General features: G+C 68.9%; 20 protein-coding genes. 9 read left to right on the forward strand and 11 right to left on the reverse strand.

Annotation, left to right across the window (positions count from 1 at the left end):
* Positions 1 to 77: 77 nt before the first annotated feature.
* The 3 genes from GRI75_RS01620 (at position 78) to GRI75_RS01630 (ending at position 3,370) form a co-directional block, all read left to right on the forward strand.
* A complete protein-coding gene (locus tag GRI75_RS01620; RefSeq protein ID WP_160745184.1) occupies positions 78 to 1,415 on the forward strand; it encodes a lipopolysaccharide biosynthesis protein in 1,338 nt (445 codons plus the stop codon).
* Positions 1,416 to 1,443: 28 nt separating this feature from the next.
* Positions 1,444 to 2,637, forward strand: coding sequence for a M20 metallopeptidase family protein (locus GRI75_RS01625; protein WP_160745185.1), 1,194 nt, complete (start codon positions 1,444 to 1,446; stop codon positions 2,635 to 2,637).
* Between the two features lie 109 nt (positions 2,638 to 2,746).
* Entirely contained in the window at positions 2,747 to 3,370 is a 624-nt protein-coding gene (locus GRI75_RS01630; protein ID WP_160745186.1) for a PilZ domain-containing protein, read from the forward strand.
* Between the two features lie 19 nt (positions 3,371 to 3,389).
* Here the strand turns inward: GRI75_RS01630 and msrB are convergent, their stop codons facing one another.
* From msrB to GRI75_RS01645, 3 genes are read right to left on the reverse strand one after another with little or no spacing between them, the layout of a single operon-like run.
* Positions 3,390 to 3,896, reverse strand: coding sequence for a peptide-methionine (R)-S-oxide reductase MsrB (gene msrB, locus GRI75_RS01635; RefSeq protein ID WP_160745187.1), 507 nt, complete (start codon positions 3,894 to 3,896; stop codon positions 3,390 to 3,392).
* An 11-nt stretch (positions 3,897 to 3,907) separates the two neighbouring features.
* Positions 3,908 to 5,176 (reverse strand): ABC transporter permease, encoded by a 1,269-nt coding sequence (locus GRI75_RS01640; RefSeq protein WP_160745188.1) that lies wholly within the window; start codon positions 5,174 to 5,176, stop codon positions 3,908 to 3,910.
* Positions 5,173 to 6,168: an ABC transporter ATP-binding protein gene (locus GRI75_RS01645; protein WP_160745509.1), complete on the reverse strand. Its 996-nt coding sequence runs from the start codon at positions 6,166 to 6,168 to the stop codon at positions 5,173 to 5,175. Before GRI75_RS01645 ends, GRI75_RS01640 begins: the two co-directional genes overlap by 4 nt.
* A 45-nt stretch (positions 6,169 to 6,213) precedes the next feature.
* Between GRI75_RS01645 and queG the strand changes: the two genes are divergently transcribed.
* Complete coding sequence (queG, locus tag GRI75_RS01650) at positions 6,214 to 7,266, forward strand: tRNA epoxyqueuosine(34) reductase QueG (RefSeq protein WP_202389524.1); 1,053 nt, start codon at positions 6,214 to 6,216, stop codon at positions 7,264 to 7,266.
* Between the two features lie 452 nt (positions 7,267 to 7,718).
* Here queG and GRI75_RS01655 read toward each other — a convergent pair whose 3' ends face one another.
* The 7 genes from GRI75_RS01655 to GRI75_RS01685 form a co-directional block, all read right to left on the reverse strand.
* Entirely contained in the window at positions 7,719 to 8,945 is a 1,227-nt protein-coding gene (locus GRI75_RS01655) for an NAD(P)/FAD-dependent oxidoreductase (protein WP_160745189.1), read from the reverse strand.
* Positions 8,946 to 9,013: 68 nt separating this feature from the next.
* Positions 9,014 to 13,735, reverse strand: a complete 4,722-nt coding sequence (locus tag GRI75_RS01660; protein WP_160745190.1) for an NAD-glutamate dehydrogenase — start codon at positions 13,733 to 13,735, stop codon at positions 9,014 to 9,016.
* Between the two features lie 124 nt (positions 13,736 to 13,859).
* On the reverse strand, positions 13,860 to 14,600 hold the full coding sequence (locus GRI75_RS01665; protein ID WP_160745191.1) for an alpha/beta fold hydrolase: 741 nt from the start codon (positions 14,598 to 14,600) through the stop codon (positions 13,860 to 13,862).
* Positions 14,601 to 14,649: 49 nt separating this feature from the next.
* The gene (gene holA / locus GRI75_RS01670) at positions 14,650 to 15,705 is read right to left on the reverse strand and encodes a DNA polymerase III subunit delta (RefSeq protein WP_160745192.1); all 1,056 of its coding nucleotides are present in this window, start codon (positions 15,703 to 15,705) and stop codon (positions 14,650 to 14,652) included.
* On the reverse strand, positions 15,702 to 16,196 hold the full coding sequence (gene lptE, locus GRI75_RS01675) for an LPS assembly lipoprotein LptE (RefSeq protein ID WP_160745193.1): 495 nt from the start codon (positions 16,194 to 16,196) through the stop codon (positions 15,702 to 15,704). Before lptE ends, holA begins: the two co-directional genes overlap by 4 nt.
* Positions 16,193 to 18,721 (reverse strand): leucine--tRNA ligase, encoded by a 2,529-nt coding sequence (leuS, locus tag GRI75_RS01680; protein WP_160745194.1) that lies wholly within the window; start codon positions 18,719 to 18,721, stop codon positions 16,193 to 16,195. The genes lptE and leuS overlap by 4 nt, the downstream gene beginning before the upstream one ends.
* Positions 18,722 to 18,731: 10 nt before the next feature.
* On the reverse strand, positions 18,732 to 19,205 hold the full coding sequence (locus tag GRI75_RS01685) for a DUF3576 domain-containing protein (RefSeq protein WP_202389525.1): 474 nt from the start codon (positions 19,203 to 19,205) through the stop codon (positions 18,732 to 18,734).
* Between the two features lie 334 nt (positions 19,206 to 19,539).
* Here GRI75_RS01685 and GRI75_RS01690 point away from each other — a divergent pair, with 334 nt between their 5' ends.
* The 4 genes from GRI75_RS01690 (at position 19,540) to GRI75_RS01705 (ending at position 23,195) form a co-directional block, all read left to right on the forward strand.
* Complete coding sequence (locus tag GRI75_RS01690) at positions 19,540 to 20,289, forward strand: hypothetical protein (protein ID WP_160745196.1); 750 nt, start codon at positions 19,540 to 19,542, stop codon at positions 20,287 to 20,289.
* A gap of 116 nt (positions 20,290 to 20,405) precedes the next feature.
* Positions 20,406 to 21,128, forward strand: a complete 723-nt coding sequence (phbB, locus tag GRI75_RS01695; RefSeq protein ID WP_160745197.1) for an acetoacetyl-CoA reductase — start codon at positions 20,406 to 20,408, stop codon at positions 21,126 to 21,128.
* Between the two features lie 415 nt (positions 21,129 to 21,543).
* The gene (fumC, locus tag GRI75_RS01700; protein ID WP_160745198.1) at positions 21,544 to 22,944 is read left to right on the forward strand and encodes a class II fumarate hydratase; all 1,401 of its coding nucleotides are present in this window, start codon (positions 21,544 to 21,546) and stop codon (positions 22,942 to 22,944) included.
* Positions 22,944 to 23,195: a ribbon-helix-helix domain-containing protein gene (locus GRI75_RS01705; protein ID WP_160745199.1), complete on the forward strand. Its 252-nt coding sequence runs from the start codon at positions 22,944 to 22,946 to the stop codon at positions 23,193 to 23,195. The genes fumC and GRI75_RS01705 overlap by 1 nt, the downstream gene beginning before the upstream one ends.
* Here GRI75_RS01705 and GRI75_RS01710 read toward each other — a convergent pair.
* A complete protein-coding gene (locus tag GRI75_RS01710; protein ID WP_160745200.1) occupies positions 23,189 to 23,431 on the reverse strand; it encodes a hypothetical protein in 243 nt (80 codons plus the stop codon). The genes GRI75_RS01705 and GRI75_RS01710 overlap by 7 nt on opposite strands.
* A 131-nt stretch (positions 23,432 to 23,562) precedes the next feature.
* Here GRI75_RS01710 and GRI75_RS01715 point away from each other — a divergent pair, with 131 nt between their 5' ends.
* The gene (locus GRI75_RS01715) at positions 23,563 to 24,441 is read left to right on the forward strand and encodes a UTP--glucose-1-phosphate uridylyltransferase (protein WP_160745201.1); all 879 of its coding nucleotides are present in this window, start codon (positions 23,563 to 23,565) and stop codon (positions 24,439 to 24,441) included.
* Positions 24,442 to 24,648: the final 207 nt, after the last annotated feature.

Consider the following 24,648-nt stretch of genomic DNA (forward strand, 5'->3'; position numbering starts at 1 on the left):
GGGCGGGGAATGGCCGCACCCGGTGCAAGGCGTCTCTCGCGCTTGCAATCGCCTTGCGCGCCGTTCACATGCGGCCGATGCCCACGCCCGAAGCGCTTGGATCGCGCTCCTTCCTCAAACGCATGCTGGGCAACACCGCCTGGCTGCTGGGGGGCAAAGGCTTCGGCGCGGTGTGCAGCCTCGTCTACCTCGCCATTCTCGCGCGTTCGCTGGGCCTGAAGGACTTCGGCCACTTCGCCCTGATCTTCGGCGCCGCCCAGGCACTGATCGCGGTGGCCGAGTTCCAGACCTGGCGCGTGGTGGTGCGGTACGGCGCGGCGCACGTCCACGCGAAGGACTGGGCCGCGTTCGGCCGCCTCGGCATGATCGCGGGCGTGCTCGATCTGGTCGGGGCGCTGATCGGCGTCGGCATAGCCTGGCTGGCCTACTTCCATTTCCACGACGCGTTCGACCTCAACCTCGAGTACCGCGACGGCGCCTTCCTGTTTACCTGCGCGATGCTGTTCGCGCTGGTTTCCGCGCCGACCGGGATCGTGCGCGCGCTCGATCGCTTCGACATGGGGGTCTATGTCGAAGCGGTGGTGCCGGCCGGCCGCCTGATCGCGGCGGTGGCAATCTGGCTGACGGGCCCGAGCGTGTTCCGCTTCCTGATCGCCTGGGCCCTGATCGATTTGCTGGAAGCAGCGCTTTATTGGGTGATGGCCCGCCGGCTGTGTCCCGAAGCGGTGCGCCTGCGGCACTTGCGGGACTGGCGCAAAGCCAAGGAGGACAACCCCGGCATCGTCCGCTTCTTCCTGATCACGTATGCCAGCTCCACGGTGGAGGCGGCGACCAAGCAGGGCCCGCTGCTCGCGGTCGGTTATCTGGTCGGCACCCGCGCCGCCGGCCTGTTCCGCCTGGCCCACCAGCTCAGCCAGGGGCTGGGCAAGCTTTCGACCCTGCTGATGCGCGCCGCCTATGCCGAGATCAACCGCGCCAGGATCGCCGCCGAGCCGGGGGAGTTCCGCAAGCTGATCCGGCACACGTCGCTGATCGCCGCCGGCGGCGGGGCGGTGGTGGTGGTGGTCGCGGCGCTGATCGGTGGGCCCTTGCTGGGCCTGATCGGCGGCGAGGATTTCCGCGCCGGTTACGCCATCCTCATCCCGCTGACGGTCGCGGCCTGCTTCGAGTTGGCCAGCGTGGCGTTCGAGCCGGTCCTGCATTCGACCGGCCGCGCGCGGCAGGCGCTGGCGGCCCGCTTCGTCGGGTTGCTCGCGATCCTGGCCGGGATAGCCTGGTTCGGCGGCGACGAAACCGGCGTCGAGGTGGCGCTGGCGGTCGCGATCGGCGGAGCGGTGACATACTGCGTGTTCGCCTGGCTGGCGCTCCGCTCGCTGCGAAAGCTGGAACAGCAATCCCATCCAGCGGCTGGATAGACGTGGCCGGCACGGCTATCGTCGGGCCATGCTGACCGAAGCCCTGCTGAACGACGCGCGCGGCATAGCCGACCGCATCACCGCCCTCCGCCGCGCGATCCATGCCGAACCCGAACTGGGGCTGGAGACGCCGAAGACGCTCGCCAAAGTGCGCGCCGAACTGGCGGATCTGCCGCTCGAATGGCGGGAAGGCCCGTCCTGCACCGGCGCGGTCGCCGTGCTGGGCGCGGGCAAGCCGGGCCGCAGCGTGCTGCTGCGCGGCGACATGGACGCGCTGCCGATGGCCGAGCACACGGGCCTGCCGTTCGCATCGACGATCCCCGGCCGAATGCATGCCTGCGGCCACGATACCCACACGGCGATGCTGGCCGGCGCCGCGCGCATCCTTGCGACCCGCGCGGGCGAGCTTGCCGGCGAAGTGCGCTTCATGTTCCAGCCGGGCGAGGAAGGCTTCCACGGTGCCCGCTTCATGCTCCGGGACGGGCTGCTCGATCCGCTGCCCGACGCGGCCTTCGCGCTGCACATCATGCCCAACGCTCCGCACGGCACGATCGGCAGCCGCGCAGGAGCCTTGCTGGCCGCCGCCGACATGATCGACATCGCGGTCACCGGGCGGGGCGGCCATGCCTCGATGCCGCACGACACGCGCGATCCGGTGCCGGTCGCCTGCGAGATCGTCATGGCCCTGCAGGCGATGGTCACGCGCCGTTTCGACGCCGCGGAAGCGGTCGTGGTGACGATCTCGCAGATGGATGCCGGCAGCGCGCACAACATCATCCCCGACCGGGCGGTGCTCCGGGGCACGATGCGGACGCTCTCGCCCGCCAGGCGCCAGGACGTCCAGCAGGCGATCCGGCAAGTGGCGGTGAACATCGCCGCGGCACACGATTGCACCGCCGAGGTGACCATCACCGAAGGCTTTCCGCCGACGATCAACGATCCGCGCGCGGTGGCCCTGTGCGAAGCGGTCGCCACGGCGCTGCCCGGCGGCGAATTCATGCACCTGGCCGCGCCGATCATGGGCGCGGAGGACTTCTCCTACGTGCTGGAGAAAGTGCCCGGGGCGATGGCGTTCCTGGGCGTGGCCGAAGAGGGAGCCGACTGGCGCCAGTGCTGCGGCATCCATTCGAGCCGGATGCTGGTGGACGAGACGGTCCTGCCGCGCGGGGCCGCATTCCTGGCCGGGTGCGCCGCCCGGTTCCTGGATGGCGGCTGGGGCTGACCGATGTTAGGGTAAATTCCCCGGTCACCGTTAGGACTTCCTCAAGGGTTCAGTGAGCAAAGCAGGCGGGGGAAGCCGGCGTGCGGACGCGCGGAATGGGAAGTGCTCGATGTCGCAGTCTGCGGAGGAAGACCTGAGTTCGCTAGGCCGGCCCTTGTCGACGGAGGATGCCGAGCAGCGCTCCGCCACCCGCTATACCCCGCTGATCAGAACCGCGAAGATCCGCTGTGCCCGCGGCGAGTTCCTGTGCGTGGTGAGCGACGTTTCGACCACGGGCGTCAGCCTGCGGCTGTTCCACCCGCTGCCGGCGGACTCGGCGCTCGACCTGGAGATGCCCAACGGCGAGAGCCTGCCGATCGAGCCGGTGTGGAAGGAAGAAGGCCGCGCCGGCTTCCGGTTCGCGGCGGAGGTCGACCTGCATCGCCTCCTGCAAGGCCACGGCAAATGGCCCAAGCGCCCGATCCGGCTCAACCTGGAAATGCCGGCACGCCTGGCCGGCCTTACCGGGCGCTACGAGGCGACGATCCGCAATATCTCGCTCCAGGGTGCGCAGATCGAATGTGACGCCCACCTGGCCATCGACCAGCGCCTGCGCCTGTCGAGCGACAGCCTGCCGGAGATCGTGACGAAGGTCCGCTGGCGCGACGGCAAGCTCTACGGGCTGATCTTCGACGATACCTTCCAGTTCGCCGACCTGGCCCGCATCGCGGCCGAAGTGCAGGGCATCGGCTAGTCTCGCCCCATCCCGCCGCTCAGGCGGGGCGGAACTTCATCGCATCGCCGTTCATGCAATAGCGCAGGCCGGTGGGCTTGGGCCCGTCCTTGAACACGTGGCCCAGGTGCCCGCCGCAGTCGGCGCAGTGCACTTCGGTGCGCGGATAGCCGACCTTGAAGTCGGTCGAGGTGCCGACCGCGCCGGCAAGCGGGCGGTAGAAGCTGGGCCAGCCGGTGCGGCTGTCGAACTTCGTTTCCGAGGAGAACAGCGCGTTGCCGCAGCCGGCGCAGACGAACGTGCCCTTGCGCTTTTCCTTGTCCAGCGGCGAGGTGAACGGCCGCTCCGTACCTTCCTCACGCAAGATGCGGTACTGCGCCGGCGTCAGCCGCTTGCGCCATTCGGCATCGCTGTAGGTGACCTTGAACGTCTTCGCCTCGGCCGCGGAACTGCCGCAGGCGGCGAGGAACGAGGCAGCGGCGCCGGCGCCCATCCAGCTGAGCGCGGTGCGCCGGTCGGCAACGGATATCGCGTGAAGTTCCTTCATGACACCTGATCCTATGCCCTGCGCGCCGAACCGTTCCTGAACAGCGCCGTCAGTCCCTTGCGCCGCGCCTTCTGGGGTCCGGACTTCATCACCCTGCGGCGGAACAGCCCGGCGCCGGTGCGCACGGCGATTCCCACCCATAGTGCCTGCCAGGCGAGTGCGGCGAGATGGGGCAGCACCGCCTCGTCCTGCGCCGCCCTGGCGAGCATGGCGAACGGCGAGCTCAGCGGGAAGGCGATTGCGGCAAGCTCGACCGGCTCTCCGGGCTGCGCCATGGCGTAGCTGGCGAAGAAGAACAGCAGCACTTGCGCCATGGTGACCGGCATCGACAGCGTCTGCACCTCGCGCACGGTGGTCGCGAGCGAGCCGATGGCCAGGAAGAGCGAGCCGAGCAGAAGGTAGCCCATCGCGAAATAGGCGACCGCCAGCGCCAGGAACGCGGGCCAGCCGACGCCGGGGTCAGGCAGGCTCGACGGGTCGGCAAAGCCCCCCAGCAGGCTGCCCGACAGCGCGAACACTCCGCCGATGACCGAGGCCCAGACGGTGATCCCGACCAGCGAGACCCCGAGCATCGCGAACAGCTTGCCCAGGAACACGGCATCCATGGGGATCGCCGCGGCCAGGATCTCGATCACCTTGTTGGCTTTCTCCTCCACCAGGTTGGACAGCACCATCCCGGCGAGCAGCATGATCAGCAGGAACAGCAGCAGTTGCCCGGCCTGGGCGGTCGCGAGGCGGGCTCGCTTCTCGCTGGCGCCGCTGGTCGCGACTTCGGCGGTGGCGACTTCGGGGAACACCGCCGGCGCGTTGCCGAGCGCCGTCGCCGCCAGCAGGGCGACATCGCCCCTGAGCCATCCGATGCGCCCCGCCGGAGCGGTCAGCGTCGGCCGTTCGGGGGTGCCGGTGATCACCCCGGCGACATTGCCTTCGCTGCCCGTAAGCGCTGCACGGGCGTCGTAAGTCTCGCCGGGCTTCAGTCGCTCGAGCACGCGCAGTTGCGGCAGGCCGCCGCCCAGTACTGGCTTGAGCGCGCCGTGGGCGGCGATCATCGCGTCGACATCCGCCGCACTCATGGCAATGCCGATTTCCGGCTCGCCCGAACTCTTGTCGATCACGCTGCCGACGCCGCCGGCCAGTGCGCCGACCAGCAGCGGAAACAGCGGCCCCAGCAGGAAGAAGAAGAACACCCGGCTGAACAGGACCGCGGTGAAATCGCGCCGCGCCACCACGAAGGCGGCCTGCAGCAACGAGAGGCGGGACTTGGGCGTAGGCTCGCTCATGTCCGCGCCTCGGCGGGTGTTTCCTCGGCCAGGGCCCGGGCCGCCGCTTCGCCGGCGATGGCCACGAAGGCGTCGTGCAGCCCCGCGCGCTCGATCGACAGGGACAGGATGCCCGCGTCGCCTTCGATCAGCGCCCGCAGCAGCGGTTCGACCCCGCTCTCCGGCAAGGGGAAGCTCCAGAAGTTGCCCTCGGCACGCGATCCGGGCGGCAGCGCGGCTTGCCAGGGTCCGTCGGCATGCCGCGTCTCCAGCCGCACTTGCGCGGGGATGCGGTCGCGCGCGGCGTCGACCGACCCGGCATATGGCACTTTGCCCCCGGCGATGATGGCCACGCCTTCGCACAGGCGTTCGGCATGGGCGATCACATGGGTCGAGAAGATCACCGTCGTGCCCTTGTCCGCAAGCGAACGGATCAGCCGCTCCAGCTTGCCCTGGTTGATCGCGTCGAGGCCCGAGAACGGCTCGTCCAGCACCACCAGCTTCGGTTCGTGCACCAGCGTGCCGAGCAGCTGCACGGTCTGCGCCATGCCTTTGGAGAGCTGGCGCACCTGCCGCTCCGCCGCATGGCCGAGGCCGTGGCGTTCCAGCAGCTCGCGGCCGCGCTCCCGCCCGACCTTCAGGGGCAGCCCGCGCAGCGCGCCCATGAACGCGATCGCCTCGTAAGCCTTCATCGACGGGTAGAGTCCGCGCTCCTCGGGCAAGTAGCCGATCAGCCGGGCGATATCCTGCGGTCGTTCGTGCCCGAGCACGCGGCGGGTGCCGGAATCGGGCTCGATGATCCCCAGGATCATGCGCAGCGCGGTGGTCTTGCCGGCGCCGTTGGGGCCGAGAATGCCGTAGATCGCCCCTTCCGGCACCGCCAGGTCGACCCCGTCCACCGCCAGCGTCCCGTCGAACCGCTTGACCAGGCCGCGCGCCTCGATCGCCAGCGGACCCTCCGGCGCACGGCTGTCGTTGCGGCTGTAGGGAGCTTGGCCTAGCGCTGCGTTCATCATGCGCGGGGTACACGGCGCGGACAAACAGGAGCAAGCGCCATCTTGGCAGACGCGGCGGACATCCACGAACTCAAGGCGCGCCTTGCCGACAAGGCGCGGGAGCTCGGATTCGCCGCCGTCGGCTTCGCCCCGGCGGCGGACAATCCGCTCCAGGGCCAGCGGCTGAAGGAGTGGCTTGCCGCGGGTCACCACGGCGAGATGGAGTGGATGGAAGCCCGCGCCGACGTGCGCCAGGGGCCGCAGAGCATGTGGCCGGGGGCACGCAGCGTCATCGCGCTGGGCATGAGTTACGCGCCGGACCACGATCCGCTGGCGCTTGAAGGGCATCCCGAGAAGGCGCGGATCTCCGTCTATGCCCAGGGGCGGGACTATCACGACACGGTCAAGAAGGCGCTCAAGGCGCTCGCCCGCTGGCTGGTGGAGCAGGCGCCGGAAGCCCAGCTCAAGGTCTTCGTCGACACCGCGCCGGTGATGGAGAAGCCGCTTGGGCAGGCGGCCGGGATTGGCTGGCAAGGCAAGCACACCAACCTGGTCAGCCGCGAGCATGGCAGTTGGCTGTTCCTCGGCGCGATCTACACCACGCTGCCCTTCCAGCCCGATGCGCCGCATGGCGAGCGCTGCGGATCGTGCCGCGCCTGCCAGGATGCCTGCCCGACGGACGCCTTCCCGGCGCCGTTCCGGCTCGATGCGCGGCGCTGCATTTCCTACCTCACGATCGAGCACAAGGGCCCGATCCCGGAGGAGTTCCGCGAGGCGATCGGCAACCGCATCTACGGCTGCGACGACTGCCTGGCCGTGTGCCCGTGGAACAAGTTCGCCGACAGCGCCGCGCGCCACCGCGCCTTCCTTCCGCGCGAAGAGCTGGTTGCGCCGGACCTAGCGGACCTGATTTCGCTCGACGACGCGGCCTTCCGGCAGAAGTTCTCCGGCTCCCCGATCAAGCGCATCGGCCGCGACCGCTTCGTGCGCAATTGCCTGATCGCCGCCGGCAACAGCGGCGATGCGGCGCTTGTCGGCCCGGTGCAGGCACTCAGCAACGATCCCGACCCAGTCGTCGCCGAAGCCGCCCGCTGGGCGCTCGATCGGCTAGTCTAGCCCCCTCCTCTTCAGAGGAGGGGGTTGGGGGTGGTGGAGGCGCAGTGCAGCGTCGTGCCAACCTCATCACCACCCCGCTGCGACTAGGTTCGCCTGCGGCTCACCAAGTCTCGCAGCCCCTCCTCTGAAGAGGAGGGGCGATAGAATATCACACCAAGACGCGAAGCCACGAAGATGCAGCCCTTCGGGTCTTCGTGCCTTCGTGTGAGCCAAACCTCGGAGCAATCCAAAGCGCTCGCAGAGGCGCAGAGTTTATTCACGCAAAGGCACGAAGGCGCAAAGGCGCGAAGAGGGTATGCGCCCGCAGGGCCCTCGCACTTTGAATGTTGATCAGGCGCCGAGATAGGATCGGCTTCGCCGCAGGATCCTTCGCGCCTTTGCGCCTTTGCGTGAGAAAACCTTCTCTGCGCCTCCGCGCCTCTGCGAGCGCATCAAAACAGCAACGCAGCCGCTTAGAGCAGCTCCTTGAGCTGTACCTCCGTATTATGCAGCAGAACGGGGTCGACGCTCGCCCGCATCTCCACCAGCTTGCGGCCTTGCGCGTAGTCCTTGGTCCGGTTGACGCAGTCGAGCGCGATCACGCGGCCTTCGCGCAAGTAGATCACCGAGAAACTCCGCTCGGCGGGGTCGCCGCGCAGGACTGTGGAGTCGTAGCCGAAGCTGAGGCCGGCGGTCTGCAGCCGCAAGTCGTACTGGTTGGACCAGAACCACGGCAGCGCGTCGTACGGCACTTTGTCGCCGCAGATCGCCTTGGCCGCGGTCGACGCCATATCGTGCGCGTTCTGCACGCTTTCGAGGCGGATCACCGCGCCGCCGGCATAGCGGTTGGCGTGGGCGGCGCAGTCGCCGATCGCGTAGATGTCCGGCAGGCTGGTGCGGCAGTACTGGTCGACGTCCAGCCCGTTCGCGCCGGCCGCACCGGCGGCGATCAGCGGGCCGACGGCGGGCACGATGCCGATGCCGACGACGACCATGTCGCAGTCGATCGTTTCGCCGCTGGTCAGGGTGACGCCGGTCACGCGGTCGCCGTCGCCCTCCAGGCTCGCCACTTCGGCTTCCAGGCGCAAGTCGACGCCCTGGCGCCGATGCTCTTCCTCGTAGAACCGCGACAGGTCCTCTCCGGCGACGCGGGACAGCACCCGCTCCTGCGCTTCCAGCAGGGTCACCGAGCAGCCGTGCTTTCGCAGCACGGCGGCCGCTTCCAGCCCGATGTAGCCGCCGCCGATCACCACCACGCGGGTGTCGCCGGCTTCGAGCTCGGCCCGCAGGCGGTCCACGTCCGCCTTGTCGCGCACCGCATGGATGCCGCCGAGGTCCGCGCCGGGGCACGAGAGCCGCCGGGGATCGCCGCCGGCGGCCCAGATCAGGGTCTCGTACCCGATGGTCTCGCCGCCCGCGATCGCGAGTTCCTTGGCCGCGGGATCGACTTTCGTGACTGCGCTGCCGAGCCGGAGGCCGATGTCCTTGTCGGCCCAGAACTGTTCCGGGCGGATCAGCATGCGCTCGAACGGTTTCTCGCCGGAGAGATACTCCTTCGACAGCGGCGGGCGCTCGTACGGCGGCTCGGCATCCCGGCCGACCATCAGGATCGAGCCCGTGTATCCGTGCTGCCGGAGGGCGATGGCCGCCTGCGCACCGCCGTGGCCGGTGCCGACGATCACGAGATCGGCTTGCGTCATCCTGCCGCGCTTGGCGAAATCCCGCGCAAGGTCAAGGCATGATCGAGGTTCGGTGCCGCTCCTCCGCCCTACCGCTGCAGCACGTTGCGTGCCTGGCTGGCGATTTGCGCGAGGATCGCCGGGGTCACCGGCGTGGCCTCCTGCGCCCTGGCGACGAGGCCGCGGAACTGGCGGATCGCAGCCGCATTGCCGTCCGTCCAGCCGTCGATCACCCCCGGCAGATCCTCCTGCGCCGGTTTGCGCCGCGACAGCGAACGCAGGAAGTTGAACCGCATCTGCTGGAAGTCCCGCGCCAGACCGGCGACCAGCAGGCGCTCCCACGGGTCCGACGGGTTCATCACCGCCGCCTTCGACTGTGCCCAGTCCAGCCCCATGCGGGCGCCGAGATCGACGAACGCGCGCGCCACCGTCACGGGCGCGATGCCGCTGTCCCGGGCGAGCCGGGCGATACCGATCGCGCCGTCCATCGCGAACAGCCGTGCGACCATCTGCGCGGTCCTTTCCGGGGCGCCGGCTTCGGTCAGCTCGACGGCGATCCGCCGCGCATGGCTGCGCGCTTCCTCTTCGAGCAGGTTCTCGACGTTCTTGCCGAGCTCTGCGACGCCCGGCGAGAGCTCGGCGATGAGCTGCGAGGGCGGGACGAGGCACCCGCCGGCGCGCAGCAGGTCGGCCATGTGGCTGCGCAGCGCCAGCGCGGTCTGGTCGAACAGCAGCAGGCGTGCGTGCTCGGGCATTTTCGTGCCGTCGAGCGCTGCCCAGATGTCCTCCAGGCCGAGCAGGGCGCTGGCGGAAACGAAGGCCGAGCAGACCTGGTCCAGGCTCGCCCCTTCCTCCTCGGCCAACTCGAACGGATGGACCATGCCCATGCGGTTGACGATCCCGTTGGCGACGACCGTGGCGACGAGTTCCTTGCGCAGCGGGTGGTCGAGAATGCGCTTGGCGAAGCCGCGGCGCATCGCTTCGGGGAAATCGCCGAGCAGCAGCGGCTCGAACGCCGGATCGCGCTCCAGCCCGCTCGCCTCCATGGCATCCTGCAAGGCCAGCTTGGCGTTGGACAGCAGCACTGCCAGCTCGGGCCGGGTCAGTCCCTTGCCCTCTGCCGCGCGGCGCGCCAGGACTTCGCTGTCGGCCAGGCCTTCGGTCCGCCGGTCGAGCTCTCCGGTGGCCTCCAGCGTCTCGATCAGGCGAACCTGCGAGGCGACCGCCGTAGCGCCGCCGATCTGCGCGATCGAGAGGGCAAGCGCCTGCAGCCGGTTGTCCTCCAGCACCAGCTCGGCGACGTCGTCGGTCATCTCCACCAGCAGGGCATTGCGCCGGTCTCCGGTGAGCTTGCCGGTCCGCTGCGCGGCTTCCAGCGCGATCTTGATGTTGACTTCGTTGTCCGAGCAATCGACGCCGGCGGAATTGTCGATGAAGTCGGTGTTGATCCGCCCGCCGTAGAGGGCGAACTCGATCCGCCCAGCCTGGGTCACGCCGAGATTGGCGCCTTCGCCGATCACCTTCGCACGCATTTCCTCGCCCGTGACGCGCAGCGCATCGTTGACCGGATCGCCGACCTGAACATCGTTTTCCGTGCTGGCACGCACATACGTGCCGATGCCGCCGAACCAGAACAGGTCCACCGGGCTCTTGAGGATCGCGTTGATCAGGCTTTCCGGATCGAACTCGCGAGTCTCGGTGCCGAGCGCTTCGGCGGCCTCCTTGGAGATTTCGATCCGCTTCATGGTGCGCGGGAAGACGCCGCCGCCCTTGCTGATCAGCTTCTCGTTGTAGTCGGCCCAGCTCGATCGCGGCAGGCCGAACAGCCGCTTGCGCTCCTTCCAGCTCGCCGCCGGGTCGGGATCGGGATCGATGAAGATGTGCCGGTGATCGAACGCGGCCACCAGCCGGATCGCCTTGGACAGCAGCATGCCGTTGCCGAACACGTCGCCCGACATGTCGCCGCAGCCGGCGACGCGCACGGTATCCTTCTGGACGTCGATCCCCATCTCCAGGAAGTGCCGCTGGACCGAAAGCCAGGCGCCGCGCGCGGTGATGCCCATCGCCTTGTGGTCGTAACCGTTGGACCCGCCGCTGGCGAAAGCGTCGCCGAGCCAGAAATCGCGCGACAAGGCCAGGGCATTGGCCACGTCGGAGAAACTCGCCGTGCCCTTGTCGGCGGCGACCACGAAGTACGGGTCGGCCCCGTCATGCACCACCACGCACTCGGGATGGACCACCCGGTCGTCCACGATGTTGTCGGTCAACGACAGCAGGCTGCGGATGAACACTTCGTAGCTCGCCCTGCCCTCGGCGAACCAGGCGTCGCGGTTCTCGTGCGGATCGGGCAACTGCTTGGGATAGAAGCCGCCCTTTGCGCCGGTCGGCACGATCACCGCGTTCTTGACCCGCTGGGCCTTCATCAGGCCGAGGATCTCGGTGCGGAAGTCGTCGCGCCGGTCCGACCAGCGGATGCCGCCGCGGGCGACCGGGCCGGCGCGCAAGTGTATGCCCTCGACCCGGCGAGAATAGACGAAGATCTCCCGCCACGGCACCGGCTTGGGCAGGTTGGGCACGAGGGCGGAGTCGAACTTGAAGGCGAGCGCCTCGCGCGCGGCCGGCGCGAAAGCATTGGTCCGCAGGATCGCGCCGATGGTTGCCCAGTAGAGCCGCAGCAGGCGGTCGTCGTTGATCGCGGCGACTTGCAGCAACCCGGTGCGGATCGCCTCGTCCGCTTCGGCGCGGGCTTTCTCCCGGTCGCCGGAGAACTCCGGATCGTGCTGCACGCGCAGAAGCTGGGTCAGGGCGCGGGTTACGGCGGGGGCAGCGCGCAGGGCATCGACCACGGTGTAGATGGTGAAGGCCATGCCGCCCTGGCGCAGATAGCGGTAGAACGCGCGCAGCCAGTTGGCCTCGCCCGCGGCAAGGCCGGTGCCGATCACCAGGCGGTTGAACACGTCGTCCTCGGCCAGCCCGTTGAGAACTTCCGCGATCGCCGCCTCGACCGCCGCGGCGCGCTCAAGCACGGCGGTGGAATCGTCGCTGCGGTGCAGGGCAAGCTCGAAATCGTGGATCGTCGCCCGGTCCTCCCCGGCCAGCTCGGTCGGCACTTCGGCGAGCACCCGGAAGCCGAAGTTCTCCAGCGCCGGAACGGCGTCGGACAGCGGCATCGATCCCCCGCGCTGGTAGATCTTCAGCCGCAACTGCCCGGCGGCATCGCCGTCCTTCCGGTAGAGCCGCGCGTCGCGGCCGAGCGGGTGGGCGGGGCCGCCCATGGACAGGCGGTGCAGGCGGCCGATGTCGCGGGCCGCCTCGGCCGCGCCGTAGGCCGTGCGGTAGCCTTGCGGGAACGCTTCGGCATAGCGGGCGGAGAGCGCGGCGGCGCGCCCCGGCTCTTCGCTCGCGGCCAGTTCGCTTTCCACGGCTTCGCTCCAGCCGCGCAGCATGTGCTGCAGGCGCCGGTCGATCGCCGCCGCATCGGGCGTGTTCTCGTGCTGGCGGAAGTCAAGCACGTAGCGCAGCAGCGCCAGGTTGCCGCCTTCGACCATCAGGCTCCAGTCGAGCGTGTCGGCTTGGGTCTCCTCCTCGAGCAGCGCCTGGATCTGCAGGCGCACGGTCGTGGAGAGCAGGTCACGCGGCAGCCAGACGAAGGCGAACAAGTGCCGGCCGAGCGGAGCGGCGACGAGCTCGGCACGTGGGCGCGGGCGGTCGCTGAGGGCGATGACCGCCGTCGTGACTCGGGCGAGGTCTTCGTCCGAGAACCCGATCACCAGGTCGTGCGGCAGGGTCGTCAGCGCGTGGACCAGCGACTTGGCGTCGTGGCTGCCGGGCGCGAAATCGAAGCGCTCCATCGCCGCGGCCAATTGCCGGCGGAGCACCGGGACCTCGTCGGGCGGGGTCGCGAACGCCGCGCTGGTCCAGATCCCGGCATGGATCGAGAGCGCCTCGACCCCGCCGTTCTCCATGACCGGCACGATGAACAGGTCCAGCGGCACCCGCCGATGGACCCGGGACTGGCGATTGGCCTTGATGATCAGCGGCGCCCGGCCTCTGCCGTCGTCGTCGCTCTTACGGTCGAACCAGGCGAAGGCGCGCTGATAGCTGTCCTCGGCCAGCAGGTCGCGATTGCTCTTGCGGCAGATGCCGAGGGTCCTGGCGCGGCTGCCGTCGCGCCTGCGGGTGACGTGGCCGAGAAGGGTCAGCATGTCGCCTGCCAGCCAGCGCAGCAGCGCCGCGCCTTCGTCATCTGCCAGCCCCTCGGCGTCGGCATTCATCAGCTCGACCATCTTCGGCCAGTCGGTCACCGCCGCGCGCACGTCGCGGAGCGTCACGGATAGCGCCTTCTCCAGCGCGCGCCGCTCCTTGGCATCGGCCCGCGCGGTCTCGATGTAGATCATCGACTCGCACCTGGCCTCGCCATCGCCGTCTTGGGGCAGGGCCGAAAGCTTGCCGCCGGAATCGCGGCGGACCGGCACGATCGGGTGGACCATCACGTCGATGGCGAGTCCATGCTCGGCGATCGCCGCGGCGACCGAATCGACCAGGAACGGCATGTCGGTGTTCACCACCGCGATGCGCATGAAGCGCCGGCCCGCAGAGGCCGTGCGCATCAGGATGGCCGGCTCGCCGTCCTTCCGCACGAGCGCGGCCTCGAGCAGGAATTCAGCCGCCTCGGTCAGGTGATCTTCGGGCAGCGGGGTCTCGCCGGGCAGGAGCGAATCCGCCATCCGCTCGCGCAATTGCCGGGCCAGCGCCTTGTCGGACCTCGAGAGCTTCGTCCCCGTCTCTTCGTCCGCCATCTCTGCCGCCATTCTCGCCTGCCCTTTCGTTACAGTTGAAACGACACCTTTTCGCGCGCCTGCACCTTTCGGGCCGCGGGAACAAGGGGGATGACGCGCTCAGTCCCCGTCGGCCGAAGCGATGCGGGGGCGATGGTCACGAAGCGCCGCACAGGGATTCGACCGTTCGCAGAAGCAATGCGATCTCCTGCTCGCGCGAAAGCCGGTGATCCCCGCCTTTGACCAGCGTGACCTGCACGTCCTGCGAACGCAGGGCCTCCGCTAGCCGCAGCGAGATCTCCGCCGGCACGTCGCCATCCTCCTGCCCGTGCAGCAGCCGCACCGGGCAGTCGATGGGGATCGCCTCGCCGAGCTGGCGCAGCGCCTGCCCGTCCGCCCAGAAGCCCGGGTGCACCGGGGTCGGCTCCGGGCCGTAAGCACTGTCCAGCAGCAGCGTCTCGCCCCCGGCAAGCCGTGCCTTCTGGCCTTCGTCGTAGCCCCAATCAGTGAAGTCCGGAGCCGCCGCGATGCCCACGAGGCCCGCGACCCGCGCGCCCAGTTCGCGCGCGACGAGCAGCATCAGCCAGCCGCCCATCGAGGAGCCGACCAGTACGACGGGGCCGGTGGTGAGCGCTCCGATCAGCGCGACGGCCTCCTCGCGCCAGCGGCTCAGGGTGCCATCGGCGAAGTCGCCGGGGCTCTCGCCGCAGCCGGAATAGTCGAACAGCAGGCACGAACGGCCATTCGCGGCGGCCCATTCGATCAGAGCGGCGGCCTTGCTGCCGGACATGTCGGACTTGTATCCGGGCAGAAACACCACCGCCGGACCCGCGCCGCCGATGCCGCGGAAAGCGATCCTGCGGCCGTCGGAGAGCGTGTGAAACCCGGTTTCGATCACCGCGCCCACATGGCCTTTCGCGCTCTTGGCGGCAAGGCTCGCGATCTGCTCAGCGGCTGGCCCGGGAGCCGATGGCGTTACGGGCGATCTGGGCGAGTTCCTGGGCCAGCAGCGTCTCCGCCGCCTGGCTGTTCGACAGCAGGTTGCGGTGGGTCTCGGCCAGACGGCGGACAAGCCGGTCGAGCCGGCGTCCGCGCCAGTGGGCGAGCTGGACCTTGAGATCGCCGGCGTCGCGCCAGAACACCCGGTGCGCTTTGCGCTCCGCTTCGACGAAACCGCCCACGTCCCCGCGCGGGCCGAGCCGCGCCGCCAGCTGCGCCAGTTGCGCCGCGCGCCGCTCGAATGCCAGCAGCAGGCCGACGGGGTTGAGCGAAAGCTCGCGCATCCGCCGCAGCTCTCCTGGCACTTTGGCCGCGTCACCGGAGAGCACCGCATTGACCAGCGGCATGAAGCCTTCCTCCTCGGTCGCGGCGCCGATCTGGTCGAGCGCGTCGGCATCCACCGTGACCGGCGACTGCGGCGAAGCGTCGCAGTAGAGCGCGAGCTTCTCGACCTCCGAGCGCGCCAGCCGCAGGTCGAGGCCGGAGCCGCGTGCGATCCGCTCGTGCATGTCGGCCGGCATGCGCAGGCCCGCCGCATCGGCCAGACGGCGCACTTCGGCGGTCAGGTCGCGAACGTCGGGCGGATAGAACATCGCCACCAGCGCATCGCCGCGCTTTTCCAGCAGCTTGGCCGTGCGCGCCTTGTCGGTCGCCGAGGAGGCGACGATCAGGACCGGGCAGGCGCCCTGGCCTTCTCCGGAGTCGATCGTGTCGAGCAGCGTCTTGACCGCATCGTGCGCGTCGTCGCCCGAGGCGCGGACATAGATGTGCCGGGCGTCCCCGAACAGCGAGCTGGAACGGGCCTCGTCCCCGAGCCGGACGGGGTCGGAGCGCAGCTCGCCCCCGGAAAGCTCGACCCGCTCGCCCGGATCGGGCAGCAGGCCGACGATCGTGGCGGCGGCGGCGGAGCAGCCGGCTTCGTCCGGGCCGCAGAAGAAGAACACGCGGCAGTCGCGGGCGGCGCGCGGGGCGCTCTGGCGGAAGTCCCGCTGCGTGGCCTTCACGGCTGCCCGCGAAGCGTCAGCGCGAGCCGGGAGACGATCCGGTCGGCGACATCCCTGGCCAGGTTCTCCAGCGCCGTCTCCTCGGCGGCGATGGTCGCGTATTCGCTCGAGACCACGTCGATGCCGGCGTCGGAGCCGGACGTGGCGTCGAGCAGGATCTCGCCGCTGGCAAGGTCGACCAGCTGGTAACGCGCCCGCAGCGTGCGGCGTTCGCGGCCGACGGTGTCGTCGGTCAGCAGGCCCAGGCCTTCGAGCTTGTCGTCGAGCAAGACGTCGAGCCGATAGCGCGCCGGCGCGCTGCCGCCGGACTGGGCCAGCCGGTCGCGCAGCGCGTTGCGCATCAGCCAGCCCGCGCGGCCCTCTATCGGCGGAACCTCGACCGCCGCCAGCCCTTGCGCCACCGCGCCGCTGCCGCCGCCGGCGTACATCGGCTGGAGCCCGCAGGCGGACAGCGTCAGCAGCGCCAGCAGCGAGAGCGCGAGGCGCGTCATGTTACGATATTCACCAGTCGGTCGGGCACGACGATCACCTTGCGAATGTCCGCTCCGTCAAGCGAACGCTGGACCTTCTCGCTGGCCAGCGCAAGCGCCTCGAGCGCTTCCTTCGAGGCGCCCTTGGGTGCGGTCAGCGTGTCGCGCAGCTTGCCCTTGTGCTGCACGGCGATGGTCACTTCGTCCTCCACCAGCAGCGCAGGATCGGCTTCCGGCCAGGGCGCGTCGGCGACCAGCCCCTGCTGCCCGATGGCGGCCCAGCCTTCTTCCGCCAGGTGCGGCATCATCGGCGAGGCGAGCAGCAGGATCGTGCGGATCGCCGCGCTGCGGTCCGCCGAAGGCGCCGCCTTCTCGGCCGCTGCGGTCAGTTCGTAGATCCGCGCCACGGCCTTGTTGAAGGACAGTGCCTCGATGTCCTCGCCCACCGCGGCGATGGCCTGGTGCGTCTTGCGGGCGAGCGCCTTGTCCTCGCCTTGGGCGCCGCCGTCGTACTGGCCGAACAGGCGCCACAGGCGCTGGACGAAGCGCCAGCAGCCTTCGATCCCCGCTTCGGACCATGGCAGGTCGCGCTCGGGCGGGCTGTCCGAAAGCATGAACCAGCGCACCGCGTCTGCGCCATAGCGGGCGACGATTTCGTCCGGGTCGACCGTGTTCTTCTTCGACTTGGACATCTTGATGACCCGGCCGATCTCGACCGGCTGGCCATCTTCCGTGAGAGTCGCGCCCGCGCTCGTCCGCTCGATTTCGGCGGGGCTGTAGAAGACCTCGCGTCCGTCGATCTCGCGGAAATAGGTCTCGTGCGTCACCATGCCCTGGGTGAACAGGCTGGCGAACGGTTCCCGGACTTCCAGCTTGCCTGTCCGCGCCAGCGCGCGGGTCCAGAAGCGGGCGTAGAGCAAGTGCAGGATCGCGTGCTCGACCCCGCCGATATACTGGTTCACCGGCAGCCAGCGGGCGACCTCCGCCGGATCGAACGGGCGGTCGGCCGGCTGACTGGCAAAGCGCAGGAAGTACCACGAGCTGTCGACGAAAGTGTCGAGCGTGTCGGTCTCCCGCTCCGCCTTCCCGCCGCATTGCGGGCAGTCGACATGCTTCCAGGTCGGATGGCGCACCAGCGGGTTGCCGGGGACCGAGAGGTCCACATCTTCCGGCAACACGACCGGGAGCTGGTCCTTCGGCACCGGCACCACGCCGCAGGCGGAGCAATGAATGAACGGGATCGGCGTGCCCCAGTAACGCTGGCGCGAAACGCCCCAGTCGCGCAGGCGCCAGACGGTCTTGCCTTGGCCCCAGCCTTCGCTCTCGGCCCGGCCGATCACGGCGCGCTTGGCCTCCTCGACGCTCATGCCGTCGAGAAAGTCGGAGTTGACCAGGATCCCGTCGCCCGCCTCGGCTTCGCTCAGCGGAGCATCGGCCTCGGCAGCATTCGCCGCGACCACGCGGACGATCGGCAGGCCGTATTTGGTGGCGAATTCGAAGTCGCGCTGGTCGTGGCCGGGCACGGCCATGACCGCCCCGGTGCCGTATTCCATCAGCACGAAGTTGGCGATGTAGACCGGTAGCTCCGCCCCGCTGAACGGATGCGTCGCCGTGATCCCGGTATCGAAGCCGAGCTTCTCCGCCGTCTCGAGTTCGGCCGCCGTCGTGCCCCCGCGCTTGCACTGCTCGATGAAGGCTTCCGCCTCCGGATTGTTCGCGGCAGCGGCCTGCGCGACCGGGTGGTCGGGTGCCACCGCGACGAAGCTGGCGCCGAAGATCGTGTCCGGCCGCGTGGAATAGACCTCCAGCGAGCCGCCGTCGGACAGCTTGAAGGAGAACTGCAAGCCGGAGCTTTTGCCGATCCAGTTCTCCTGCATCAGCCGGACTTTGTCGGGCCATTCCTCCAGCGTGCCGAGACCTTCGAGCAGCTCGTCGGCGAAGTCGGTGATCTTGAGGAACCACTGGCTCAGCTTGCGCTTCTCGACCGGCGCGCCGGAGCGCCAGCCCTTGCCGTCGATCACTTGTTCATTGGCCAGCACGGTCTGGTCGACCGGGTCCCAGTTGACCGCGCTTTCTTTGCGGTAGACCAGGCCGGCTTCGAACAGGTCGACGAACAGGGCCTGCTCGTGCCCGTAGTAGTCAGGATCGCAAGTCGCCAGTTCGCGGCTCCAGTCGAGCGCGAAGCCGAGGCGCTTGAGCTGCGCCTTCATGTTGGCGATGTTCTGGTAGGTCCACGCCCCGGGGTGGACCTTCTTCTCCATCGCCGCATTCTCGGCCGGCATGCCGAAGGCGTCCCACCCCATCGGGTGGAGCACTTCGTGGCCGGTCATCCGCTTGTAGCGGGCCAGCACGTCGCCCATCGTGTAGTTGCGCACGTGGCCGATGTGGATGCGCCCCGATGGATAAGGGAACATCTCCAGGACATAGCTGCGCGGCTTGGTGCTGGAATCGTCGGCGCGGAAGGTCTGCGCGTCGTCCCACGCGCGCTGCCAGCGCCCGTCGGCCTGCCCGGGGTCGAACCGGGCGTCGAAACGGCTATCGCTCATTGTCGGCCCCTCAGCCGATGTCGGTACGCCGCAGGTCGCGCGCCTTGGTCAGGATGATGTCTTCGAGCTTCTGCACGGTCGCGGCCTGCACCGGCGCGGCGACCCAGGCGCCGCCCTGCTGCACTTCGCGGCTCGCCGCGACGCGCAGCGCATCGGCGCGCAGGTCCTGGTCGAGGATCGAGACGGTCACTTTGACCCGCTCTCCCGGATTGGACGGGTTCGCATACCAGTCGGTGACGATCACGCCGCCCGCGCTGTCCGCCTGGGTCAGCGGCATGAACGACAGGGTTTCCAGCGTGGCGCGCCAGAGGTAGGAATTGACGCCGATCGCGGTCACGTTCGCGGCAGCGACATCGGCCTGGGGCCGTTCCCGTCCGCCGCAGGCCACGAGCGCCAGGCCGAGTCCGCCGACGAGCGCCGCACGAGCGATGCTGCGCGCGGCCGGGATGCGGGAAGCTGCGGCGCGGGTAGTCGGAAATGCCATTCTCGATCCTGTCATGCTGTGGGGGCTGGGCACGCCCGTGATCGCCTCTATAGCCTTCCAGCCGCGAGCGACAAGTGGCGTGGCGGCAAGCCGGCTGAGCGTCCGAATGGCCGCCCGGACCGTGAACCCGGGCTTAACCGGCGGCGATTCTGTGTGAGACTTGCAACACTGTGTGAAAACAGCCGCCTGGCGGCGATTCAAAGCTAGGCCGCAAGTCCGGCAGTGCCTATCATGCAATCCAGTCCACGGGCGCGAGGCGATTCTCTGACGGTCAGGAACCGTTAAGTGCCGCAAGCGTCAGTTGGACGGGGGAACCAGGAGAGGGCTTCGCGACATGTTGTACGGGCGGATCAGCAGCAAACGGGGCGGCCTGACCGCGTCGGTGGCGGCTGCGGCGCTTGTCTTCGCGGGCGTGCCCACCGCCAGCTTCGCGATCGACGCCCTGGGCAACGAGGAGCGGCCGGGCCTGTCCGGATTTGCATTCACCCCGGCTTCGGTCGATCCCAAGCTCGCCAAGTTCGTGGCCGAGCGGGCGACCGGCTCCAAGAAGCTGATGCGCTTTACGCCTGCCGGCGTGGCGGAGCGCGGATCGCGTTCGGTCACAGTGGCGGTGCGGGTGGACGAAGGTTCGGCCAAGGCGATCTCGGTCCGCTCGGCCATCGCCGCGGCGCGCGAACAGATGGCGCTGGGCAGCGTCGTCCGCCTTGCACCCGTGCGCTACAACCTCGGCCTGTCCCGCGGCTACCAGAGCTTCGCTCAGCCGAGCGAACTGTCCAAGAAGTTGTCCGACGCGGCGATCCCGGATCTTTCCAGCTACAAGCCCAGCGCCGGCGTGAAGGAAGAGCCGAGCCGGTTTGGAGCGCGCATCGCTCTCGATCAGGAAGACAAGGCGGGCAGCGCGCCGCGCACCCACGATGCGCTGGGCGACCAGACGCTCGATGTGGCCGGCAGCTATCGCCTGACCCGCAATCTCGATGTCACCGCCGGCGTGCGCTACTCGCAAGAGCGGGACAGGATCGCCCCGCTGGCCGATCCGGAACTGGACAGCCAGGCCGTCTACGTTGGAACCCAGTTCCGCTTCTGACCCGATAGCTGCGAATTGTTTCGAAGACCCCGCTCCGGCGGGGTTTTTCTTTGCGCCGTTCGCCCCCGCGCCTTAATCGCAGGAACGGAGAGGGCATCTGAAAGGAATTGCGATTCATGTCTCGCGTTGCGATCGTTACCGGGGGCACCCGCGGCATTGGCCGCGCCATTTGCGAAACGCTCAAGGACCAGGGCCTGACGGTCGTGGCGAACTATGCCGGCAACGAGGAGAAGGCGCGCGCCTTCTCCGAGGAGACGGGGATGCCCGCCTACAAGTGGGACGTCGGCGATCATGAAGCCACTCTCGAAGGCTGCCGGCAGGTGGAGCGTGAGGTCGGCCCGATCGAAGTGTTGGTCAACAATGCCGGCATAACCCGCGACGGCACGTTGCTGAAGATGACTTTCGACGATTGGTACGACGTGATGCGGATCAACCTCGGCGGCTGCTTCAACATGGCCAAGGCCGTGTTCCCGGGCATGAAGGAGCGCGGCTGGGGCCGGATCGTCAACATCGGCTCGATCAATGGGCAGGCCGGCCAGTACGGACAGGTCAACTACGCCGCGGCCAAGAGCGGCATCCACGGCTTCACCAAGGCCCTGGCGCAGGAAGGCGCCCGCTTCGGCATCACCGTCAACGCCATCGCCCCGGGCTACATCGACACCGACATGGTGGCCGCCGTGCCGGAGAACGTGCTGGAGAAGATCGTCGCCCGCATCCCGGTCGGCCGCCTCGGCCATGCCGACGAAATCGCCCGCGGCGTCGCCTTCCTCGCCTCGGAAGAAGCTGGCTTCGTCACCGGCTCCACCATGAGCATCAACGGCGGCCAGCACATGTACTGAAGGGCGGCGAGGCCCACCCAAATCCTCCCCCTCTGGGGGAGGTGGCAGCGCGAAGCGCTGACGGTGGGGGCTTGGCCTGGCTCTACCGTTCTTCCAGGCCAAGCCCCCACCACCACCGCCTTCGGCGGCGGTCCCCCTCCCCCAGAGGGGGAGGATTATTCAATCACGCGAAGGCGCAAAGGTGCTGCGGCGGAGCCGCCTTCTGCTTCAGACGGGAATGGGCAGTCGCCTGCTGCGCGGGCGCAACACCTTCGTGTCTTCGTGCCTTCGTGTGAGTCAGACAACCACGTTAGCTGGCCTTACTCTTCGCGCCTTTGCGCCTTTGCGTGAGAATCTCAGGCACCACCGGAGCGGCCAAGCGCGACCGCGCCATTAAATCGCTTCCCCACCGGCTCACCGTCGCCATATTGCGCGGATGACCCAGAGCCGCATCGAAACCGACAGCATGGGCGAGATCGCCGTCCCGGCAGACCGCCTGTGGGGCGCGCAGACCCAGCGCAGCCGCGAGAACTTCCGCATCGGCGGGGAGCGGATGCCGCTGCCGCTGGTCCATGCGCTGGGCCTGATCAAGGGCGCGGCGGCGCGGACCAACCGTGCGCTCGGCCTGCTCGAGCCCAGGCTGGCCGAAGCCATCGAGGCTGCCGCGGCCGAAGTCGCGGAGGGCAAGCTGGACGAGGAGTTCCCGCTGGTCGTCTGGCAGACCGGATCGGGCACGCAGAGCAACATGAACGCCAACGAAGTGATCGCCAACCGGGCCAACCTGGCGCTCGGCGGTGAACTGGGCGCCAAGAGCCCGGTCCATCCGAACGATCACGTCAACATGAGCCAGTCCTCGAACGACACCTTCCCCAGCGCGATGCACATCGCCGCGGCGCGCGAGATCGCCGGCAGGCTGCTGCCGGCGCTGCGGGCTATGCACGGGGACCTGGCGGCGAAAAGCGCCGCGTGGGACCACATCGTCAAGATCGGCCGTACGCACACGCAGGACGCCACGCCGCTCACCCTGGGGCAGGAATTCTCCGGCTATGCGCGGCAGGTCGAGGCGGGGATCGAGCGGATCGAACTCACGCTGCCGGGCCTCTACGAACTGGCGCAGGGCGGCACCGCCGTAGGGACCGGGCTTAACGCACCGAAAGGCTTCGCCGAAGGCGTCGCTCGCGAGATCGCCCAGGCCACCAGCCTGCCGTTCGTCACCGCGCCGAACAAGTTCGAGGCCCTCGCCGCGCAGGACGCGCTGCTGTTCGCCCACGGGGCGCTGGCAACGCTGGCGGCGGCGCTGCACAAGATCGCGGGCGATATTCGCTTGCTCGGCTCCGGCCCCCGCTCCGGCCTTGGCGAGCTGGCCCTGCCGGAGAACGAGCCCGGCTCCTCGATCATGCCCGGCAAGGTCAATCCCACCCAGTGCGAGGCGCTGACCCAGGTCTGCGCCCAGGTGTTCGGCAACCAGGCGGCGATCCAGTTCGCCGGCAGCCAGGGACAGTTCGAGCTCAATACTTATCGGCCGGTCATGGCCAACGCCTTCCTGCAGTCGGTCCGCCTGCTGGCGGACGCCACAGCCAGCTTCACGGAAAACCTGCTCGAGGGGCTGAAGCCGCGCGAGGACAACATCGCCGCCGGCGTCGAGCGCTCGCTGATGCTGGTCACCGCGCTGGCCCCGACGATCGGCTACGACAAGGCGGCCTCCATCGCCAAGTCGGCGCACGAGAAGGGGATCACCCTGCGGGAGGCCGCGGTTGCGAGCGGTGCGGTGAGCGCCGAGGACTACGACAGGATCGTGCGGCCGGAGGCGATGCTCGGCCCGGACCGCTCCGCCTGATGAGCGAAGTGCCCTACCACCCGCCGGTCAAGCGCTCGGTGGAGATCGCCGGCCACAAGACCTCGATCAGCCTGGAGCCGCTGTTCTGGGACCTGCTGCGCCAGGCCGCCGAGCAGGAGGCGCTGCCGATCAACGCGCTCGTCGCGCGGATCGACGAGGAGCGTATCCGCGTGCAGACGCCGCCCGGCCTGGCCGGGGCGATCCGCCTGTGGCTCGCCGCGCGGCAGGCGGATCGCGGCGCGGCTCAGTAAGTCGAGGGCGGATCGGACGCGGGGAAGCTCTCGTCGCTGGCTTCGTCGGCCTTGGACCAGTCACGCACCGGCTTGTCGGCCATCGCTTTCGGCCCGGCGTCCCGCACTTGCGCGAAATTGTCGTCGGCCCCCTGGCCATCGGCGAAAGCAGCGCGGTGTCCGCCCTTGTGCTTCTCGAAATACTTGTAACCGGCGTATCCCAGCGCTCCGAGCGCGGCCATCTTGAGCAGTGCCATGCAAGTTCTCCTTCTTCGCCGCCCCAACGCGCGGTGGCGGTGATGGGTCCGGCAGGATGCGCCGAAGCGACGCGCGTTGTGGGCCGCGCGAATTGTTGACGGAGCGCCGCGCGGGATCCTATCGCCGGTGGATGAGCAGCCGCAAACCGATCCGCAAAGCCGTGTTCCCCGTCGCCGGGCTGGGCACGCGCTTCCTCCCGGCAACTAAGGCGATCCCGAAGGAGTTGCTGCCGATCGTGGACCGGCCGCTGATCCAGTACGCGGTCGACGAAGCGCGCGAGGCCGGGATCGAGCAGATGATCTTCGTCACCGGGCGCGGCAAGACCGCCATCGTCGAGCACTTCGACATTGCCTACGAGCTCGAAACGACGATGGCCGAGCGGGGCAAGAGCCTCGATGTGCTGGAATCGACCCGCTTCACGCCCGGCGACATGATCACCGTGCGCCAGCAGGTGCCGCTGGGCCTGGGCCATGCGATCTGGTGCGCGCGGGCGATCGTCGGCGACGAACCGTTCGCGATCATGCTGCCGGACGAGCTGATGGTCGGCTCCCCGGGCTGCATGGCGCAGATGGTCGCAGCCTACCACGAAGTCGGCGGCAACCTGATCAGCGTGCTCGAAGTCCCGCGCGAGGAAGTCTCCAGCTACGGCGTGATCACCCCGGGCGCGGAGAACGGCGCGCTGACCGAAGTCCTCGGTCTGGTCGAGAAGCCGCCGGTCGAGGAGGCCCCTTCGAACAAGATCGTCTCCGGCCGCTACATCCTGCAGCCGGAAGTGATGCGCACGCTCGAAGGGCAGGGAAAAGGCGCCGGCGGCGAGATCCAGCTCACCGACGCGATGGCCCGGATGATCGGCCAGCAGCCGTTCCACGCGGTGACTTTCGCCGGGCGCCGCTACGACTGCGGCAGCAAGACCGGGTTCGTCGAGGCGACCCTTGCGCTGGCGCTGGAGCGGGAGGACATGGGCCGCGAAATCCGCGCCATCGCGGAGCGCCTGCTGGCTGGAGGCTAGCAAGAAAATCCTCCCCCTCTGGGGGAGGGGGACCGCGCGCGAAGCGCGTGGTGGAGGGGGCCTTTGGCCTGGTAGAACGGTAGAGCCAGGCCAGGCCCCCTCCGTCAGCGCTTCGCGCTGCCACCTCCCCCAAAGGGGGAGGATCAGGTTGCGAGCCCAGAAACGAAAAAGGCGGCAGGATGACCTGCCGCCTTTTTATTGCCGTCC

The organism is Croceibacterium soli (genome assembly GCF_009828065.1).
In the GTDB taxonomy this organism is placed as follows: domain Bacteria; phylum Pseudomonadota; class Alphaproteobacteria; order Sphingomonadales; family Sphingomonadaceae; genus Croceibacterium_B; species Croceibacterium_B soli.